This is a genomic window from Streptomyces sp. NPDC001027, from assembly GCF_040299045.1.
Classification (GTDB): Bacteria; Actinomycetota; Actinomycetes; order Streptomycetales; family Streptomycetaceae; genus Streptomyces.
The window spans coordinates 1-17,602 of record NZ_JBEPBI010000003.1; the positions used below are offsets into that span (position 1 = coordinate 1).

At 69.1% G+C, this 17,602-nt stretch carries 14 protein-coding genes and 5 pseudogenes; 11 read left to right on the forward strand and 8 right to left on the reverse strand.

Annotated features, from left to right (window positions below; translation table 11 throughout):
• Positions 1-211: hypothetical protein (locus ABT300_RS01850; protein WP_351670652.1), on the forward strand; the 211-nt coding region annotated here is incomplete at its 5' end.
• Positions 212-248: 37 nt separating this feature from the next.
• On the forward strand, positions 249-860 hold the full coding sequence (locus ABT300_RS01855; RefSeq protein WP_351670655.1) for a glyoxalase: 612 nt from the start codon (positions 249-251) through the stop codon (positions 858-860).
• A 107-nt stretch (positions 861-967) separates the two neighbouring features.
• Here ABT300_RS01855 and ABT300_RS01860 read toward each other — a convergent pair whose 3' ends face one another.
• Entirely contained in the window at positions 968-1,636 is a 669-nt protein-coding gene (locus ABT300_RS01860) for a hypothetical protein (protein ID WP_351670658.1), read from the reverse strand.
• 297 nt (positions 1,637-1,933) lie between these two features.
• Here ABT300_RS01860 and ABT300_RS01865 point away from each other — a divergent pair, with 297 nt between their 5' ends.
• Positions 1,934-3,100, forward strand: coding sequence for an AAA family ATPase (locus ABT300_RS01865; protein ID WP_351670661.1), 1,167 nt, complete (start codon positions 1,934-1,936; stop codon positions 3,098-3,100).
• A 193-nt stretch (positions 3,101-3,293) separates the two neighbouring features.
• Here ABT300_RS01865 and ABT300_RS01870 read toward each other — a convergent pair whose 3' ends face one another.
• Positions 3,294-3,530 carry a hypothetical protein gene (locus ABT300_RS01870; RefSeq protein WP_351671020.1) on the reverse strand — a complete coding sequence of 79 codons (237 nt, stop codon included), beginning with the start codon at positions 3,528-3,530 and terminating at the stop codon, positions 3,294-3,296.
• Here ABT300_RS01870 and ABT300_RS01875 point away from each other — a divergent pair.
• The 4 genes and pseudogenes from ABT300_RS01875 to ABT300_RS01890 form a co-directional block, all read left to right on the forward strand.
• A pseudogene (locus ABT300_RS01875) lies at positions 3,483-3,719 on the forward strand (TerB family tellurite resistance protein); the annotation flags it as partial. The gene ABT300_RS01870 and the pseudogene ABT300_RS01875 sit on opposite strands and share 48 nt — an antisense overlap.
• Positions 3,720-4,048: 329 nt before the next feature.
• Positions 4,049-6,178, forward strand: coding sequence for an MMPL family transporter (locus ABT300_RS01880; protein ID WP_351670664.1), 2,130 nt, complete (start codon positions 4,049-4,051; stop codon positions 6,176-6,178).
• Positions 6,179-6,315: 137 nt separating this feature from the next.
• Positions 6,316-7,677: a sensor histidine kinase gene (locus ABT300_RS01885; RefSeq protein WP_502977859.1), complete on the forward strand. Its 1,362-nt coding sequence runs from the start codon at positions 6,316-6,318 to the stop codon at positions 7,675-7,677.
• Positions 7,678-8,048: 371 nt separating this feature from the next.
• The gene (locus tag ABT300_RS01890; protein ID WP_351670667.1) at positions 8,049-8,429 is read left to right on the forward strand and encodes an AQJ64_40280 family protein; all 381 of its coding nucleotides are present in this window, start codon (positions 8,049-8,051) and stop codon (positions 8,427-8,429) included.
• A 130-nt stretch (positions 8,430-8,559) separates the two neighbouring features.
• Here ABT300_RS01890 and ABT300_RS44405 read toward each other — a convergent pair.
• The 3 genes and pseudogenes from ABT300_RS44405 to ABT300_RS01905 all read right to left on the reverse strand — a co-directional run.
• Positions 8,560-8,676, reverse strand: a pseudogene (locus ABT300_RS44405) (IS5/IS1182 family transposase); the annotation flags it as partial.
• A gap of 8 nt (positions 8,677-8,684) precedes the next feature.
• Positions 8,685-8,906 (reverse strand): hypothetical protein, encoded by a 222-nt coding sequence (locus ABT300_RS01900; RefSeq protein WP_351670670.1) that lies wholly within the window; start codon positions 8,904-8,906, stop codon positions 8,685-8,687.
• 93 nt (positions 8,907-8,999) lie between these two features.
• The gene (locus tag ABT300_RS01905) at positions 9,000-10,088 is read right to left on the reverse strand and encodes an alcohol dehydrogenase catalytic domain-containing protein (protein WP_351670673.1); all 1,089 of its coding nucleotides are present in this window, start codon (positions 10,086-10,088) and stop codon (positions 9,000-9,002) included.
• A 102-nt stretch (positions 10,089-10,190) separates the two neighbouring features.
• On the opposite strand from ABT300_RS01905, the gene ABT300_RS01910 reads away from it, so the two are divergent.
• The gene (locus ABT300_RS01910) at positions 10,191-11,084 is read left to right on the forward strand and encodes a LysR family transcriptional regulator (protein ID WP_351670676.1); all 894 of its coding nucleotides are present in this window, start codon (positions 10,191-10,193) and stop codon (positions 11,082-11,084) included.
• A gap of 16 nt (positions 11,085-11,100) precedes the next feature.
• On the opposite strand, the gene ABT300_RS44410 is transcribed toward ABT300_RS01910, so the two are convergent.
• A complete protein-coding gene (locus ABT300_RS44410; RefSeq protein ID WP_502977860.1) occupies positions 11,101-11,382 on the reverse strand; it encodes a hypothetical protein in 282 nt (93 codons plus the stop codon).
• 660 nt (positions 11,383-12,042) lie between these two features.
• On the opposite strand from ABT300_RS44410, the gene ABT300_RS01920 reads away from it, so the two are divergent.
• Both ABT300_RS01920 and ABT300_RS01925 read left to right on the forward strand, forming a co-directional pair.
• Positions 12,043-13,167: an amidohydrolase family protein gene (locus ABT300_RS01920; RefSeq protein ID WP_351670679.1), complete on the forward strand. Its 1,125-nt coding sequence runs from the start codon at positions 12,043-12,045 to the stop codon at positions 13,165-13,167.
• 19 nt (positions 13,168-13,186) lie between these two features.
• Positions 13,187-14,561 (forward strand): annotated as a pseudogene (locus ABT300_RS01925) (IS1380 family transposase).
• A gap of 292 nt (positions 14,562-14,853) precedes the next feature.
• Here the strand turns inward: ABT300_RS01925 and ABT300_RS01930 are convergent.
• Positions 14,854-15,546 (reverse strand): hypothetical protein, encoded by a 693-nt coding sequence (locus tag ABT300_RS01930; RefSeq protein ID WP_351670682.1) that lies wholly within the window; start codon positions 15,544-15,546, stop codon positions 14,854-14,856.
• Between the two features lie 282 nt (positions 15,547-15,828).
• A pseudogene (locus ABT300_RS01935) lies at positions 15,829-16,781 on the reverse strand (helix-turn-helix transcriptional regulator).
• 21 nt (positions 16,782-16,802) lie between these two features.
• On the opposite strand from ABT300_RS01935, the pseudogene ABT300_RS01940 reads away from it, so the two are divergent.
• A pseudogene (locus ABT300_RS01940) lies at positions 16,803-17,420 on the forward strand (alpha/beta hydrolase).
• The last annotated feature ends 182 nt before the right edge of the window (positions 17,421-17,602 follow it).

Sequence of the window (17,602 nt, forward strand, 5' to 3'; positions counted from 1 at the left end):
GGCGGGGCGGGCGGGCAAGTGCGCCCACCGGCACGGCCCGGCCCCCGGCACGGGCACCGTCATGCCCGTGACCATGGGCATGGGCATGGGCTGGGCATGGGCAGGTGAGCACGGGTGGGGGCTCGATCGCTGCGGGGGCCGCCGTCCGCGGGGCTGCCCGGCTACGGCCGGTGCGGCGAGTCGGCCTGCCGACGACATCGGTCAGGATTGAAGAAGCATCGGCCGCCGCGGACACCTAGCGTGAAGACATGACCTCCATCGACTTCATCACTCTGGAAGTGGCCGACCCCGCGGCCGCCGAGCGCTTCTACGCGGAGGGCTTCGGCCTGGGCAAAGAGGTACGTCTGCGGGCCTCGGACGAGCCGACCTCCGGCTTTCGCGGGTTCACCGTCTCGCTCGTGGTGTCCCAGCCGTCGATCGTCGACAACCTCTTCGGCACCGCGCTCGACGCCGGCGCCACGGCGCTGAAGCCCGCCAAGAAGTCGTTGTGGGGCTACGGCGGCGTCGTCCAGGCCCCGGACGGGACCGTCTGGCAGATCGCGAGCTCCTCGAAGAAGGACTCCGGCCCCGACAGCCGGCAGATCGACGAGATCGTCGTACTGCTGGGAGTGGCGGACATGGCCGCGAGCAAGCAGTTCTACGTCGAGCGCGGCCTCAAGGTGGCGAAGAGCTTCGGCAGCAAGTACGTCGAGTTCGACGCCTCGTCCAGCCCCGTCAAGCTGTCGCTGTACGGGCGCAAGGGCCTGGCCAAGGTCGCCGGCGTGCCGCCGGAGGGAGCGGGATCGTCCCGGCTCGCGATCGGCAGCGACGCCGGGCCGTTCACCGACCCGGACGGATTCGTCTGGGAGCCCGCGGCCTGAGACCGCGAGCCCGAACGCCGCCGGAGTGAGTCCAGGGCCGCCTCCGAGGCCGCCTCCACACTCCGCCGCCCCGAGCCCCCACGTGCGGCACGCTGCGCTGTCCCGCGTCAGCTGAGGCCGAGTGCGGACAGTGCGGTGGTCCAGTCGGTGACGATCGCTTGTTGTGCCTGTGCGAGGGTGATCTTGCCGGCGCAGACCGCGGTGTGCAGCTTCGTCTCGACCGGGTCCTTCTTGTTGTTGACCCCGCTGCCCTTCTTGTGACCGGGGTCTGCGGGTTCGACCCACAGGTTGCGGTAGTCGTTGGGGTCGCCGCCGAGCTGCAGGCTGATCAGGTGGTCGTACTCGGCGTCGGACATGCTGCCGGCATAGCCGTAGGAGGCGGCGTTGAGCTTCTTCTCCTTGCCGGTCACGTACGCGGAGGGGCGCACGCCGGCGGTGTAGCCGCCCTTGCGGCAGATCGTGGACTTCAGATTGGCCTGCGTGACGGCCGGGGAGATCGCGCCCGGCGTGCACTTCGGGTCCTCCAGCGGCTCCCCCTTCTCATACCGGTAGCGGCAGCTGCCCGCCGCGGGCTGCCGCTGCACCGTGTAGTGCTTCTGCGGACCGGCCCCGACCGCGAGCGACCGGCCCCCGCCCGCGGCGCCCGACGCAGACGCATCCGGCGCCGCAGTGCCGGACGACGGCGCGTCCGGCACTCCGAGCGGATCAGACGAACAGCCCGCCAGAAACAGACAGGCGAGCAGGGCAGGCCCAGCGACACGGCTGATGGAGCGCATGACGACCCCTCACGGGCAGGCGATATCCCAGCAGATGCTGCCCTACCGGCAATCTCGCACACCAGGCGGGGTGCCCGGGAGACTCCGGGGAACCGTCTGTAAGCAGCGACGCCGACGCCATCACCATGAGGAATGCCTGTTCCTGATCCTCGTGGGGGTCCGCGAGCGCCCCAAAATCCGTCGACAGGCATGTGCACGATGGAGACAATCCGGGGCCATGGCCTCTGTCATCGAACCCGCGCTTCCGGAGCTCACGGCGCACCGCCCGGGTCTGGCGGCAAGCCGGTGAGGGGCGCTGTGTTCCCCGTGCTGTGGCTCTGCGGTCCGCCGGGAGTCGGTAAGACCACGGTCGCCTGGGAGATGCACTCCCACCTCACGCGGGCCGGGATCGAGAGCGGCTTCGTTGACATCGACCAGTTGGGGATCTGCTACCCCGAGCCTGCGGGTGATCGAGGGCGGCACCGTATGAAGGCACGCAACGTTGACGCGGTAGTGGCCGGATTCCGGGCGGCCGGCGCCCGGTGTCTCATCGTTTCGGGAGTCGTCGATCCCGCCTGCGGGGTGCACGTAGACCTGATTCCGCAGGCCGCGGTGACGGTGTGCCGCTTGCGTGCCGACCGGGAGGTGCTTCGGCAGCGGTTCACCGGTCGCGGAGGTCCCGCCGAGTCAGTCGACGAGGTGCTGCGGGAAGCCGACGCCCTGGACGCAAGCACCTTCGCGGATGCCTGCGTCGACACCAGCGGATTGCCGGTGCACGAGGTGACGCGGCATGTCGGTGAGCTGACCGACGGATGGCCGGCCTCGGCTCCTGGCCGTTCGTCTGACGCGTCCGAGCCGTCGACGGTCATCGCTGCGGGCCAAAGCGTAGCCATGGCGCAAGCGGAGCCTTCCGCTGATGTGCCGGTTCTGTGGCTGTGCGGCGCGACCGGCGTCGGCAAATCAACGGTCGGCTTCGAGGTCTACCGAAGAGTCCTGGGCGCTGGTGTCACCGCCGCGTATCTCGATCTCGACCAGCTCGGCTTCTGCCTCCCGGTTCAGGAGGATCCCGCCAACCACCGGGTCAAGGCCCGCAACCTGGCCGCCGTGTGGCGGACTTACCGTGCGGCCGGGGCCCAGTGCTTGATCATGTCCGGCCCGGTCGAGGACGAGGCCACGGTCAAGGCGTACTCCGACGCGATCCCTGCGACCGAGCTCACGCTGTGCCGACTGCACGCCGGACGGCAGCACCTGACGGAACGCATCATGTCCCGTGGACAAGGCGGCAGTTGGTCGCAACCAGGCGACCCCATGCGAGGGCAGTCCGTCGCAGGCCTGCTCCACGCCGCTGACCAGGCGGTGGCATCGGCCGCCGGCCTGGAAGAAGCCGGGATCGGTCATCTGCGCATCGACACCGACGGACACACCGTCGAACAGGCAGCCGATGCGATCAGCGCCCATGCCGTCTGGTCAGAGCTGTGCCCTTAGCCTGCGCGTTTCACTTGTTGCCGTGTCCGGATCTTGAGCAGAAACACAAGTGCCTGGTGAGCTGGGACGATGAGGCTTGCCTAGGGCTTCTGTCACCACAGCCGGAAGGCACTTTCTGCGTGCACGCTACCCGCGTCCCATGCTCGTCGTCTCGGCCGACGGTCACGGAGCGGTCAGCCACGAGGGATCACGCCTACGTCACCGGTCTGACCGGCTCCTTCGCCAATGCGCTGCACAGATTGCGGCCGTGCGGCGCCTGCTCGCCGACAGCGGCGAGGCAATAGCCGACCTGCCCCTCCTGCGCGACCAGCGCGACCAGCGCGACCAGCGCGACCAGCGCGAGGTATACGGTCCGGTCGCCTCCACCCTCACCGCACGGCGCCGGATCTTCGGCGAACCCTGCGGGCCCGGGCCGCCCGTAGAGCTCCACGAAGCCCTGGACCCGCTGGCGCCCCCACCTGGCCTCCCGGCCGGCCGGGAGGCCATCCTCCTCCAGGGCGCCCGTATCGCTCTCGCCGACGGGCCGTACACGCCTGCCGAACGGGAGACCCTCGCTGCAGTAGGCGCTGCGCTGACGATCTGTGCGGATGATGTGACGCGATTGCTCACGGCGGCGCGGCGCCGTCGTGGGCCCCGGGTGAGCCCGGGCCCCTCGCACCTTCCCGGCGGGGGACTGATTCTGCTGCAGGTCCGTGAGGGCTGGTCGCTCCCCCACTCTCGGCTTCGCTCGAGCGGGGGACCCCCATCGCGGCGGTAGCCGAAGATCGAAACAGCCCCGCGTCCCTCCCGCGGCCGCGTGCCGTCCGCCGCTTACTCCCCAGGGAGTAATCCGCAGCCGCCGTCGCCCCCGGCAGTACGCGTCACCTCGCCCTCCCGCCCGACGAAAGCCGTGGTTCTGACCGGAAGTCTGGGGACCGAAGCAGACGTCACCCGGAGGGAGATCGGTCGATGAGGGCCGGAGAGACAACCACGACGAGGACGGGGCGCTGGCGAGCCGTCCCATGGGCGGTGCTCGGGCTGTGGATTGCGGTGATCGCGCTCGTCGGGCCGTTCGCGGCGAAGCTCGCCGACGTGCAGCACGACAAGGTCACCGACTACCTGCCGGCGAGCGCGGACTCGACGCAAGCGGCGAAGATCGAGGAGAAGTTGCCCGGTGGCGAGACCACCGAGATGGTACTCGTCTACCACCGGGACGGCGGGCTCAGCGCCGCCGACCGGAAGACCGCGGCCGGGCAGGTCGCGGAGATCGCCCGGCAGCACAAGCTGATCGACGGTGTTCCCGACGGAATTCCGTCCAAGGACGGCACGACCCTGATGTACCCGGTCGCCAGCAACGAGCCCGGGGCGGATGAGGAGAAGCAGGACAAGCTCGTCACCGACGTCCGCGAAGTCGCCCAGGGCGAAGGCGGGTTGAGCGTCGATGTGGGCGGCACCGGCGCGCTGGGCACCGACTCCGGCGCGGTCTACGACTCGCTCGGCGGACCGCTGCTCTACACCACCGTCGCCGTCGTCGCCGTACTGCTGATCCTCATCTACCGCAGCCCCGTGCTGTGGCTCGTGCCCCTCGTCGTCGCCGGGATCGCCGACTACATGTCGATGGGCGTCGCCTACGGCCTCAACCAGGCCTTCGGCACGGCCGTCTCGGGGCAGAGCTCAGGTGTGATGACGATCCTCGTGTTCGGGGCGGGCACGGACTACGCGCTGCTGCTCGTCTCGCGCTACCGGGAGGAGCTGCGGCGCATCGAGCGACCGTACCAGGCCATGCTCGCCGCCCTGCGCGGCTGCGGGCCCGCCGTGCTCGCCTCCTCCGGCACCGTCGCCGCCGGACTGCTGTGCCTGCTCGCCGCCGACCTCAACAGCAGCCGGGGCATGGGCCCGCTCGGCACCGTCGGTGTGCTGTGCGCACTGATCGCGATGCTCACCCTGCTCCCCGCCATCCTCGTACTGGTCGGACGGCGGGTGTTCTGGCCGCTCGTGCCCGCCTTCGGGAGCACCCCCAAGCAGCGGCGGAGCCTGTTCTCGGCGATGGGCAGCTCTGCCGGACGCAGGCCGCTGACCGTACTCGCGAGCGGTGCCGTCCTGCTCGGCGCCCTGGCCCTCGGCTCACTCAACCTGCCGGGAGCGCTCAAGCAGGAGGACTCCTTCGTCAAGAAGCCGGAGTCCGTAGTCGCGATGGAGACCGCTGCCAAGGCCTATCCCGGGCAGGGCAGCCAGCCCATCGACGTGATCACCCCACAGGACCGCGCCGACGAGACCCTCGCGACCGTCCGCGGCACACCGGGCGTCGGCAGCGCGGAGAAGGGCCGTACCGGAGACGGCTGGACCGAGATCTCCGTCTTCGCGAAGAGCGCACCCCAGTCGGCGGGGGAGACCGCCACCATCAAGTCCCTGCGGAACGAACTGAAGGGCTCCTACGTCGGCGGGGACAGCGCCCAGCAGATCGACCTGGAGGACACCAACGCACGGGACACGAAGATCGTCGTACCGCTCGTCCTCGTCTCCGTGCTGCTCATCCTGATCGGGCTGCTGCGGAGTCTGGTCGCACCGCTGCTCCTGGTGGTCGCGGTCGTCGCGGTGTGGGGCGCCTCTCTCGGAATCGGCGGACTGGTCTTCGAACCGCTTCTCGGCCTCAAGGGCACCGATCCGGGGCTCGGACTGCTGTCCTTCGTGTTCCTGGTCGCCCTCGGCGTCGACTACGGCATCTTCCTCATGCACCGGATGAGGGAGGAGTCCCTGGCGGGTGCGGAACCGGCCACGGCGGCACTCACCGCATTGCGCACCACTGGCGGCGTCATCGCCTCCGCCGGACTCGTCCTCGCCGCGACCTTCGCCGTGCTGACGAACATGGGCCTGGTGCAGCTGGTCCAGCTCGGCTTCGTGATCGCCGTCGGCGTCCTGCTCGACACCTTCCTCGTACGGACGTATCTGGTGACCAGTGCCAGCGTCGCCCTGGGCCGGAAGGTGTGGTGGCCGGGCGTGCTCTCACGGCAGCCCGGGCCGGCCGAACCGGCCCGGTCGAGCGGAAGGGGCGGACCGACCGAGCCGCCCCGGCAGCCGGAAACCGTCAGTGCACCCTGAGCACGCTGTCCGAAGGCCTCGATCGAACGCTCTGATCGAGCACCCTGATCGTGCACCCTGATCCTGCGGGGCCACCCAGGCGCCTCCCCTTCCGTAGAGGCGCCCGGGTTCCCGTACGAGTACCGGAAGATGGAGCCGTGGAAGATCGGGGAACGACCACAGGGGTACGCGACCGGTCGGCGGCGGAGACGGCGGCCGGTGGCGGCGGGCGGTCCCGGCACGCCGAGCGCATCATGTCCGCCATCCACCGCGAACCGCTGACCGCACCGCACCGCACCCGCAACGACGCGGTCCTCGCCCTGTGCGTCGCCGTGCTCGCCGTGGTCCTCGCCCGTATGGGCGGTGAAGGGACCCGGCCCGACCATCTCAGCTGGACGCTGCTGCTCGCCGGGCACGTGCCCCTCGTATGGCGGCGGCGCCGTCCGGTGGTGGCCCTGCTCGGGATGGCGGCCTGCGTGGCTCCGTACCAGGCCCTCGACTACAACCCCGCCCCACCCATCCCCGCGACCGTCCTGGCGCTCTACACCGTCGCGGCGACGGGCGCCGTACGGCGCACGCTGCTCACCGGTGTCGCCGTCCTCGGCCTGACAGCGATCGGCAACGACCTCGTCAACCCGATGGAGGCGCTGGAGTCCCTGGAGATCTCCGGCTGGATCATCGCGGTCCTGCTCACCGGTATCGCCGTCCGCTACTACCGCTTGTACGTCGCCTCCATCGTCGAGCGGGCCGAACGGGCCGAACACACCCGGGAGGAGGAGGCCAGGCGCCGCGTCGCCGAGGAACGGCTGCGGATCGCCCGTGACCTGCACGACCTGCTCGCCCACAGCATCACGCTCATCGGCGTGCAGACGTCCGTGGCGGCCCACGTCCTCACCGCCGACCCCGAGCGCCTCGACCGCAAGGCCGTCGCCCAGGCACTGGACGACATCGCGGGGACCTGCCGGATCACCCGGGAGGAACTGCGTACGACGCTGGAGGTGCTGCGGGCGCATGACACGGTCGTGGGAGTGGGCGCGGATCCGGGGCCCGGTTCCGTGCCCGGTTCTGTTTCCGGGGCCGAGGACATGCGGGGGCCGCTGCCCGGCATCGACGGACTGGCCGATCTCGCGGAGACCGGCCGGGTGGCCGGGGCCAAGGTCGAACTGTCCGTCCACGCGGACGACATCCCGCCCTCCGTGGGCGCCGCCGCGTACCGGATCGTGCAGGAGGCGCTCACCAACGCCGTACGTCACGGCGGCCGCGAGGACCTCACCGTGCGGGTGGGTCTGTGGACCGCGGACGGCGCACTGCGGGTGAGTGTCAGGGACGACGGGACGGGCGGGGACGACGGCACGGGCGGCGAAGTGGGCCCGTCCGACGGCACGCCGGGGTTCGGGCTCATCGGAATGCGGGAGCGGGCCCGTAGCGTGGGCGGCACACTGGACGCCGGCCCAGGGCCCGCCGAGGGCTTCGAGGTGACCGCCACACTCCCGCTGTCCCGGGAGGACAAGGTTCGATGACCATCCGCGTACTGCCGGCCGACGACCAGAACCTCGTACGGGCCTCCGCTCCGACCGCCTGGCGCCTGCTGGCCGGCATCATTCGGCTGCACTCGCGCGCCTGCGCTCGGCCAGAGCCACCGCCTGGGTCACCTCCCACTCCGAGAAGGAGCAGGCAGCGGCGACCTACAAGCGCGGCTTCGGCTACCCCCTGGGCGATCCGAGAGGGAGGGCAGGCAGTCGAAAGTGTTCGGTCCGCGTTCGTCCCGGCTCACTCAACCTGCGCAAGCGCTGGGCAGTCCTACCGGATGCCGAGATCGGTACAACGGTCTTGCCGATGTGCGGGCGCACGGGCGGAAAACAGGCATCCGAGCGCTTGACCGAGGAGAGGGATGGCGAATCAGAACACCCAGACGACCTGGATTGACGCACGTGAAAGACTGCCGCGGGACGGTGTACCGGTGGCAGCGGCGATCACGGGCCGGTACCCAGCCGACAGCGCTGAGTCCGAGAACGCGGTGGAGGAGGCATTCTGGCTGGTAAGGCCGATGTACTTCACGACTCGGCACTTCAGTGAGGACGGAACGGAACACAGGGACTGCTTCGTCGACTCTGACGGATATGTCCGTCTGCCCTACGGTCTTGCCGACGATGACACGGTGACTCACTGGGCTGAGCTGCCCACCCTGCCGGGCAGGACGACACACCTCGTCCTCGGGGAAGACGTGCAGCCGGCGCTCCAGGATGCGTGGCGTGCTCGCCCTGGCGCCTGACACACGTCCCGTTTCGGGCACTTACTGCGTGGCCAGACGCCGGCCTCGGCTCAGTCCCGCAGCCGGCGGTCTCGGCCGGCACGTCGCGCCAGGCAATGCCGGTCCGCAACACGTACACGATTCCGGCGAGGACTGCTCTGTCCGGAACGCGCAGTCGTCCGGGACAGCGATGGCGTCGTCGGGGAGTGGGTGGCAGCAGCGGCGCCACCCGCTCCCACAGGTCGTCCGGAACAAGATCAGCACGCACCCGGCGACTCAACTCATTCTGAAACGATCAGTCAGGCCCGGCAACGCCGGTGCCGGCACCGCCGCCGTTCGCGCGATGGTCGCCTCGCCTTCGAAGCGGGCGCGGGTGTGCGGGTCCGTGCGCTCGGGCCGGATCACCTTCACGGCGACCGGTTCCCCCGCGACCTCCCCCATCCCGCCCGCAGCGAATCTTCGTCCGCTCGGGCAGCCGTTGGTGATCTTGAGGCTCATGGTTGTTCGCGAGAAACAGCAACAGCATGGCTGGCGGCCTGCGCTTGTGAGGGCGGGGACGTGGCGCTGACACGTGGGGATCAGTCGGTCGTGTCAGCGAGCCGGTGGGGTGAGGGTGGTGCGGTCGAACGGACCGCCATGCGAGGCGGCGTACATGACGGCCTCGTTGACGGCGCTGAGGCCGAACGACCGGACCCGTTCGGTGGCGAGGTCCATGGCGCCCGAGGCGAGGATCCGGATGATGCCGACGTTCGCTGTACGCGGGTACATCCACTGGCCGCGCACGGTGATCGAGTTGCGCATGATCCATGGGTACGGGAGGGCGAGGTCGTCGCCGCCGAGCATGCCGACGCCGCCCATGAGAACGACGCGGCCGTATTCGCGCACGGTCACGGCTGCCGTGCGCGCTGCCGAGGCGGGTGTGCTCGGGGGTAGCAGGTCGATCACCATGTCGATCGGGCCGTCGGCCGCCGCGGACATCGCCGCGCGGTCGCCGGTCTCGTCCCCGGTGAGCGGAACCGGGCGCACGAGCGGACCGAACCGGTCGGTGAGGAGGTCGAGCGCGGCATGGTTGCGGCCTGGGGCGACCACGCGGCCCGCCCCCATGGCAAGCGCCACCGCGACCGCACTGCTGCCGAGGTTGCCCGTGGCCCCGCTGACGAGCAGCGTCTCACCGGCTGCGAGCCCGCCGGCCAGCAGCCCGCCGTAAGGGATGACGTGCACGCCGAGCGCGGCCCAGCGGGCCGGGTCGTCCCCCGCCGCTGCGGGGAGCGGGAAGACGTTCTCCGTCGGGACCCGCATGAGCTCGGCGAACGACCCGTCGTGCAGGTACCGGGCGAGGCGCGCACCGCCCTCGCCGCGGGAACTCCAGCCCTGGAGCGCGATGTCGGGCGTCAGGGCGTCATCCCGCGAGCGCACCGTCGAGTCGCACCACACCAGGTCGCCGGGGCGCAGCCGGGTGGCGTCGGGGCCCACGTGGACGATCCGCCCCACGCCGCCGACCCCAGGCACGACGGGAGGGACCAGAGGGTAGTTCCGCTCGCCGCTGAAGACCTCCACCGCGTAAGGCGCCACGCAGGCGGCGAGGACCTCGACCACCACCTCGCCGCCGCCGACCTCGGGATCGGGGACCTCCCGCACCGTGAGCGGGGCACCGAACTGCGTCAGAACTGCTGCTCGCACGTGATGACCTCCGTGTTCGTCCGTGTTCGTCGGGATCGACACTAGGAACCCGGCGGGCATGCAGGAAGCGACGATCAGGCATCTGTGGTATGCGTAGCTCGCATGGACATCTCCAGCACAGGCCTACGAGTCCTGCGGCAGATCGCCGAGTCCGGCAGCTTCACCGCAGCAGCCACCCGGCTCGGCTACACACAGTCGGCGGTCTCACGCCAGGCCGCCGCCCTCGAACGAAGCGCGGGCACCGCCCTGTTCGAACGCCGCCCTGACGGAGTGCGGCTCACCCCCGCGGGTCTGACTCTGCTGCGCCACGCTCGCACGATCCTGGACTGTCTGACGGCGGCCGAGCGCGACCTCACCGGCACCGTCCCGCGTACCGAACTGGTGCGGCTAGGACTGTTCCTGAGCGCGGGCGCGGCCATCCTGCCTCTCTCACTCACCCGCCTCGCGGCAACCGACCCGCAGATCACGGTGACGACTACCGAGGGCACCACGCCCTCCCTGGTCCGGGCACTGCGCGCGGGCTCGATCGACCTTGCCGTGCTGACGTCCCGCCCGCCCCACCGGCCTCTGGACGGCGAGTCGCCGCGCCTGCACGTCGAGACCGTGATGGACACCGAGCTCGTCGTGGCGGTGCCTTCGACCGGAGAGTTCGCCGACCGCACCGAGGTGCACGTCGACGAATTGATCGACGCCCCGTGGATTGCCGCCCCGACGTCGAACGCCGAGCCACTGCTCGGCGTCTGGCCTGGCCTGCCCGGACGGCCGGACGTCGTCCACTGCGCGCGCGACTGGCTGACGAAGCTTCAGCTGGTCGCCGGTGGCTTCGGGGTGACAACGGTGCCCTCGCGGCTCTCGCCGGTGCTGCCGCCCGGGGTGAGCCTGCTGCACGTCGAAGGCGCGCCTCCCGAGATCCGCCGGGTTCTCGTGGCGCGGCTCCCCGGCCGCCCCACCCCGGCGATCACGGCCGTCACCCGAGCAGTTGCCTCGACCACCTGATACGTGCCGCCGGCCGTCAGATTCGGTGCCGTAGCCGGCCGAGGGCGCGCACCATCACGTGTGCCTCGGCGTTGGAGGATGTCTCAGGTAGGGGTTTCGCGAGCTTCTTGTAGCGGGTGCGGGCGGCTGCGAGGCCGAGAAAGGCGAGGAAGTGAGATCGCTTTCGCTCGTACCGGGCGGTGAGCCGGCGGAAGCCGAACAGCCAGGCGATCGACCGCTCGGTCTTCCAGCGGTGCCGGCCGCCGCTCGCTCGATTCCATCCCGGGACGCGCGATGCGCGGGACGAGCCCTCGCTCACGCAGCCGGGTGAGATGTTCGGCGGAGAAATACGCCTTGTCCGCGCGGAGTTCGACGGGCCGACGCCGTCGCGTTCGTCTCAGGTTCACTCGGTAGGAAGTAGGCATGCGGATAAGCGATGCAACCCGTATGTAGAAGGCTAGTGATAGCAGTCGACGCAGCACCATCGGGGAAAGCGCAGCCCGGCCCATCTCTGTACTTCGGGGCCCAGTTGCGACGGGTCTTGATTCTCGTGTGGGTGTCCAACGGCGATCCGGAGCGTACTCCCGTCGGAGTAACGTCGTACCGCCTGTCTCCCGAGGGATGACGACCGCAGTATGACGAAACAGAACGGAATCGGGCCTAGCGTTGGGGCTATGCCGGAACTTGATAGTCCACTGCGGAGGTTCGGGGGAGCCACCAGGGCGCTGGCGACACCGTTCCCTGTCGCCGCATGCGGGGTCACACGCCGACAACAGTGCGGGGCCCGCCACGGAAGGCCCGAACAGCGCGCACGCGGGCGGTCGTCAGCTCCACCACAGCCGCTGCGCACCGGCGAGCGGTTCCCCGACCTGAGCGCTGCCGCGGTGCGCGAGCAGGACGCGAAGACCCCCTGAAGCATCTCGCAGACGGATGCCGTACGGATACCCCACCACACAAACGCCTGAAGAGAGGGACTGACATGAAGCCCATGGGACGCCGCGGCTTTCTCACCGCCAGCACGGCACTTGGCATTGGCGCCGGCTTGTCCACGCACGCCATTCTCTCGGAAGCAAGCGAGAACGAGACTTCGGACATTTCACGGCGGGACCAGGACCTGCCCTTCATCGGCGCGGAGGAGACCTTTTCGACCCCCACGTTGTTGAAGTTGAACTCCATCAATCAGGATCACATAGCGTTCCTTGAGGAAATTGGTCTTTCGGATCTGGGCCAACGCCGCCTCGGCGATATGGATGCGGGGGGACTCAACGTTCAAATCCTCTCTGCCCATACACCCTCCGTGCAAAATGTCCCTGGGCAGAGGGGCATCGACCTTGCCTATCATCTTAACCGGCAACTTGCAGACGGGCCGATCGGCAAATATCCGGACCGCTTCAAGGCTTTCGCCACTTTGCCCTTACAGAGCCCGGAGGCGGCTGCGGACGAATTGGAACGCTCGGTTCGGGAAGATGGCTTCTTGGGCGCACTGACCAACGGACACATTGCGAAGAAGTATCTCGATCATCCCGATTTCGAGCCTGTGCTGGCACGTGCCGTGGCTCTCGATGTGCCGATCTACCTGCATCCCGGCTATCCAGCTGACGAGGTCTTCAAGATCTACTACAGCACCACACGGTCTAAATACACGGAAGAGTACCAAGACCACATTTTCAGTGGGTCTGGATATGGCTGGCACCAGGAGGTGCTGACCCAATGCATTCGGATGATCACGTACGGGGTTTTCGACAGATACCCCAAACTGAAAATCATCATCGGCCACATGGGCGAAGGTCTTCCCTTCTACTACGAGCGGATCGTCAATGACATGGGCGAGCCGACCAAAGACTCACTCGAGAAGCCCATCGGGCAATACTTCCAGGACAACTTCTGGGTCACAACCAGCGCATTCCCGCAGACCGAACTGCTCGATCTCCTGCTGAAGTACATAAGCGTGGATCGAGTGATGTTCGCAACCGACTACCCGTTCGCGGACATAAAGGAGCAGACCGACTGGTTCCGCGGAGTCGATTTGCCACGCGAAGACAAGGAAAAGATTGCATTCCGAAATGCAGAGAAATTGTTCAGAATGAAAGTGCCCGTGAAGTGATACGCCAGCGTCGGCCGGAGTGAAAGAATGCTTTAGCCTACGCGTCAAGCTTGTCGTGTCGGCCGACGGCCGCGGGGTGGTCAGCCATGTTGGGTCCCGCTTGCTGGCCGATCTCGCCGACAGCATCCGCCTGACCGGAGCGTTCACGAACGGGCTGCGCAGGCTGCGACCGCGCGATACCGGGCACGACCCCGGGCGGATCGCGGTCGATCTGGCGGCGATGCTCGCCGACGGTGGCGAAGCAATAGCGGACTTGGCCCTGCTGCCTCCACTGCGACCGCCTGGCGCCTACTCGCGGACATCGGTCCGGCCGCACTCACTCGCCTGCGCTCGGCGAGAGCCGTCGCCCGGGAGATCGCCTGGCTCCACGCCGCCGAGACCACCGGCGGCATACCCGCAGCCCGCGCCGGTGGCCGCGACCTGCCGAGCCTGGTCGCGGACCTCGACGCCACCCTCGTCACCTGCCACTCGGAGAAGGAGCAGGCAGCGGCAACCTACAAGCGCGGCTTCGGCTATCACCGCTGCCGTGCTTCCTGGACAACACCGGCGAAGCCCTGGCCGGGGTACTGCGGCCGGGCAATGCCGGCGCCAACACCGCCGCCGACCACATCGCAGTCCTGGACGCTGCCTTGGCCCAGATCCCCGACGCCCACCGCCACGGCACCGACATCCTCATCCGCACCGACAGCGCCGGAGGCGCGAAAGTCTTCCTCGCCCACGTCCGAGCACTGCGCGAGCGGGGACTCCATACCTTCTTCTCCGTCGGATACGCCGTCACCGAACCGGTCCGCCGCGCAATCCGTGCCCTGCCCGACCACCTGTGGCACCCCGCGCTGGAGCAGGACGGCACCCTGCGCACCGGCGCCGAAGTGGCAGAACTGACCGGAACGATGGACCTGGCCGACCACTCGGACGGCACCCGGATCATCGTCCGGCGCGAGCGCCCACATCCCGGCGCCCAGTTGTCCTTGTTCGATCTCAACGAGCGCATGCGCCACCAGGTCTTCCTCACCGACACCCCCCACGGCGAAGGCTCCCTGCAGCATCTGGAGGTCCGCCACCGTGTGCACGCCCGCCTCGAGGACCGCATCCGCTGCGGCAAGAACACCGGTCTCGGCCGCTTCCCCCTCCCGCCACTTCGCCATCAACGCTGCCTGGCTGGAGCTGGCTCTGACCGCAGTCGACTTACTCGCCTGGACCCAAGTTCTGCTACTGGATGACGAATTGGCCTCCGCCGAGCCGAAGAAGCTCCGCTACCGGCTGCTGCACGCAGCCGCTCGCATCACCCGCGGCGGCCGCCGCCTTCACCTGGGATCCCCGCTACCTGGCCCTGGCGAGACGAGCTCGTCAGAGCGTTCGCCCGCCTCGCCACCCTGCCACGGCCAGCGACCTGACCGGCGCACCGTCCCCGCCCACCCACGACCCGAGGAACTGGAGCACCCGACCCGAGCGTCGGGCTTCAGCTATGCCCGCCCGACGGCAAGCGGCAAACAACCACGGTTCGCCGCGATCAACCCGGCTGATCACTCCCAACCGAAAAGCGGAGGTCAGCAGTGCTTCGTAAGGCTCCGCCTCCAACTCTGCTGGTGGTGAGGGCTCGACCCCAGGTGGTGCAAGCGCCGGTCGAGCACCTCAGGTCTCTCGCAGGCCGCCCGCGTCAAAGCGGCGGGTGGCCGTTTCTCGGCTTCATGCCGGTTCGAGGGGCCAACCTGAACGCTCGTGCAGGGTTTCGAGTGCGGTAGGGTCCACGGCCGCGACGCGGAGAGTTTCGGTGAGGTAGGAATAGCTGGCCACAATGCGCATCGATGGGTCGATGAAGCTCAGCCAGTGACCGCCCTTTTGCATATCGCGAGAGCCCAGGTAACCGAGCACTGACTCAATGATCCCCAGTTGCCGCTCACGGATACGGCACGTCGCCTGATGCGGAAGCGACTCAACGGCCTGCATGCCGGCGACATTGATCAGGAAGGACGACAGTCTCCGGGATTCGCTGTACCACGTCCCGCCCGGCTCTCTCCGGCCACGGACCCTGGGGTCGGGCCAACCGAAATCGTCCGGGCGCACGCTCAGTTGGGCGGTCCCTCGGTGATACCCGCTGAAGACCAGATGTCCGTCCTCGACGTTCAGGTCCTCTGGACCGCTCACCCAGAAGGTGTGCTGTTGGCTGCTCATGCCCATCAGCTGCGGGTGCCGACCGGCGGCAGCGTAGTAGTCGTGCAAGGCGTCCGGCAGGCTGATGCCCAAGCGATCCACGGCAGTCGTGACTTCGGCGTCAGTGCATCCGTCTTTCGGAGTCCAAGCACCGAACGCGGTCGACATGAGCTCCTGAAGCGACTCTTTGATCATGGCAGGCCCCAAGCCGGTGGGATCATCGCTCACTAGGAGTGAGCGTTCCGTCCGCAATGATCTTAAGTGACCTGCCCACAGCTCTGCTGCGACGACAGATTTTGCAGTAACGACGCGGCCTTGAGTCTGCTGCCGGGCTGATCAGGCACCTGATAGCGCCTGGCAGCGTCAGCCGGCCAGCGGCGGCTTGCTCGGCCAGCTGGTGGTGGCTCCCTTGCGGGCGAGGCGTCGGACCAGGGGGGGGCGGCGGCCCTGGCGATGAGGGATTCGGAGTGCAGTCAGCCTCCCTGGTCCGGGTCAGCGGGGGCCAGCCCCTCATTCGGATCGCGTTCCCTCGTACAGCTTTGCCAGTTCGACTGCGACGGCGGTGAGTTCGGCGTGGGCCTCGGGCGGGTCGTAGACCTCGACGCTGGCGCCGAGGGAGAGCAGCGCGCGTATGTCGGGCAGTTCGCGGAAGGCGAGCTCGGCGTGGGCCCAGTCGTCGTCCACGGGTTGAGGCGGGGCTGCCAGGTGGGAGGAGAAGAGCCGCTGGAAGATCTCCAGCTGGGCGCGGCGCACCCGGCAGCGGACCCGGATGCCGTCCGGCAGGTTTTCGAAGCGTTCGCGCAGCAGAGTCCAGACGGTGGCGAGGTCCTGGCCGGGGCGGCGGCGGACGGGCTCGTCGGTGACCTCGGCGGACTGGATGCGGTCGGTGCGGAACAGCCGGGGTTCCTGCTCCCGGTCGGCTACCAAGTACCAGATGCCGGCCTTGCTGACCAGCCCAGCCCGTACGGGTCGACGGTGTGACTGCGCGGGGTGCGGGCGTTGCCGCTGCGCTAGATCAGCGTCAGCCGCCGGTCGGCGAAGACGGCGTGCTGCAGCTGGGCGAGGTCCGTGTCGAGGGCCGTCTCGGTGCCGTGCATCCAGCGGGCCGGGTCGACGAGGATGCGCTGGCTGGTGCGCTCGGCGTCGTCGCGATGCGGGGCGGGCAGCGCGGCCATCACCTTGCGCAGGGCGGAGCCGATCGCCTCGCCCAGCCCCAGGGCGTCGTGGGTGCCCTCTGCCGCGAGCACGAACAGGGCGCGTGCCTCGTCATGGGTCAGACCGGTGACGTCGGTGCGGTAGTCGGGCAGGAGCCGCACCCCGCCGCTGCGTCCGCGCTCCGTCCACACCGGGACGCCGGCCGCGGAGAGCGCCTCGACGTCGCGGTGGACGGTGCGGACGGAGACCCCCAGCAGCTCGGCGAGCTCGACGTGGGAGACGCGCCCCCGGGTCTGCAGGAGCAGCAGGTCGGTGCCGTGGTCGTCTCGGTGGACTACCGGCTCGCCCCGGAACACCCCTTTCCGGCCGGGCTGGAGGACTCCTACGCCGTACTGGTGTGGACGGCCGCGCATGCGGCGGAGCTGGGCATCGACCCGGCCCGTCTCGCCGTCGGCGGGGACAGCGCGGGCGCCGGGCTCGCCACGGCCGTCACCTTGCTGGCCCGTGACCGCCGTGGCCCGGCTCTCTGCTTCCAGTACCTCGGCGTCCCCAAGCTGGACGACCGGCTGGCGACGCCCTCGATGCGGGCCTTCACCGACACCCCGGTGTGAAGCCGTCCCATCGCGGAGATCTGCTGGAATCACTGCCTCGGCGGCGAGGAGCACCGCGGCGGCCGCGACGTCTCGCCGTACGCGGCCCCGGCTCGCGCAGGGGACGTCTCCGGGCTGCCCCGGGCGTTCGTCTAAGTCTGCGAGTTCGATCCCCTGCGCGACGAAGGGCTGCACTACGCGCAGCGGCTGACGCAGGCCGGAGTCCCGACCGAGCTGCACCTCTACCCGGGGACGTTCCACGGCTCCACGGGGTTCACCATGACAGCCATCGGCCGAAAGACGGTCGGGGACGTTCTGGACGGACTTCGGCGAGGGCTGGCGCGCCGGGAACAGTGAGGCCCGCACCCGCCGTCCTCGACACCGTGCGGTGAGGACCGTGATGCCGGACCGGCCGGCGGGCGAGCGAGCGAGCGGGGGCAGGGCACTCTCCGGGCAGGAACAGTGGTTCCTGTGTGGCGAGTTCACCGAGGCCGATGACTCGTTGTGGCCGGAGCCGAGGAAGAGGCTTGCGCCGAGCC

Coding starts and splice junctions, on each gene's coding strand:
- ABT300_RS01860 (WP_351670658.1), bottom strand. CDS start 1,636: ATGCGCTCCATCAGCCGTGTCGCTGGGCCTGCCCTGCTCGCCTGTCTG.
- ABT300_RS01855 (WP_351670655.1), top strand. CDS start 249: ATGACCTCCATCGACTTCATCACTCTGGAAGTGGCCGACCCCGCGGCC.
- ABT300_RS01900 (WP_351670670.1), bottom strand. CDS start 8,906: ATGAGCCTCAAGATCACCAACGGCTGCCCGAGCGGACGAAGATTCGCT.
- ABT300_RS01910 (WP_351670676.1), top strand. CDS start 10,191: ATGGACATCTCCAGCACAGGCCTACGAGTCCTGCGGCAGATCGCCGAG.
- ABT300_RS01920 (WP_351670679.1), top strand. CDS start 12,043: ATGAAGCCCATGGGACGCCGCGGCTTTCTCACCGCCAGCACGGCACTT.
- ABT300_RS01880 (WP_351670664.1), top strand. CDS start 4,049: ATGAGGGCCGGAGAGACAACCACGACGAGGACGGGGCGCTGGCGAGCC.
- ABT300_RS01890 (WP_351670667.1), top strand. CDS start 8,049: ATGGCGAATCAGAACACCCAGACGACCTGGATTGACGCACGTGAAAGA.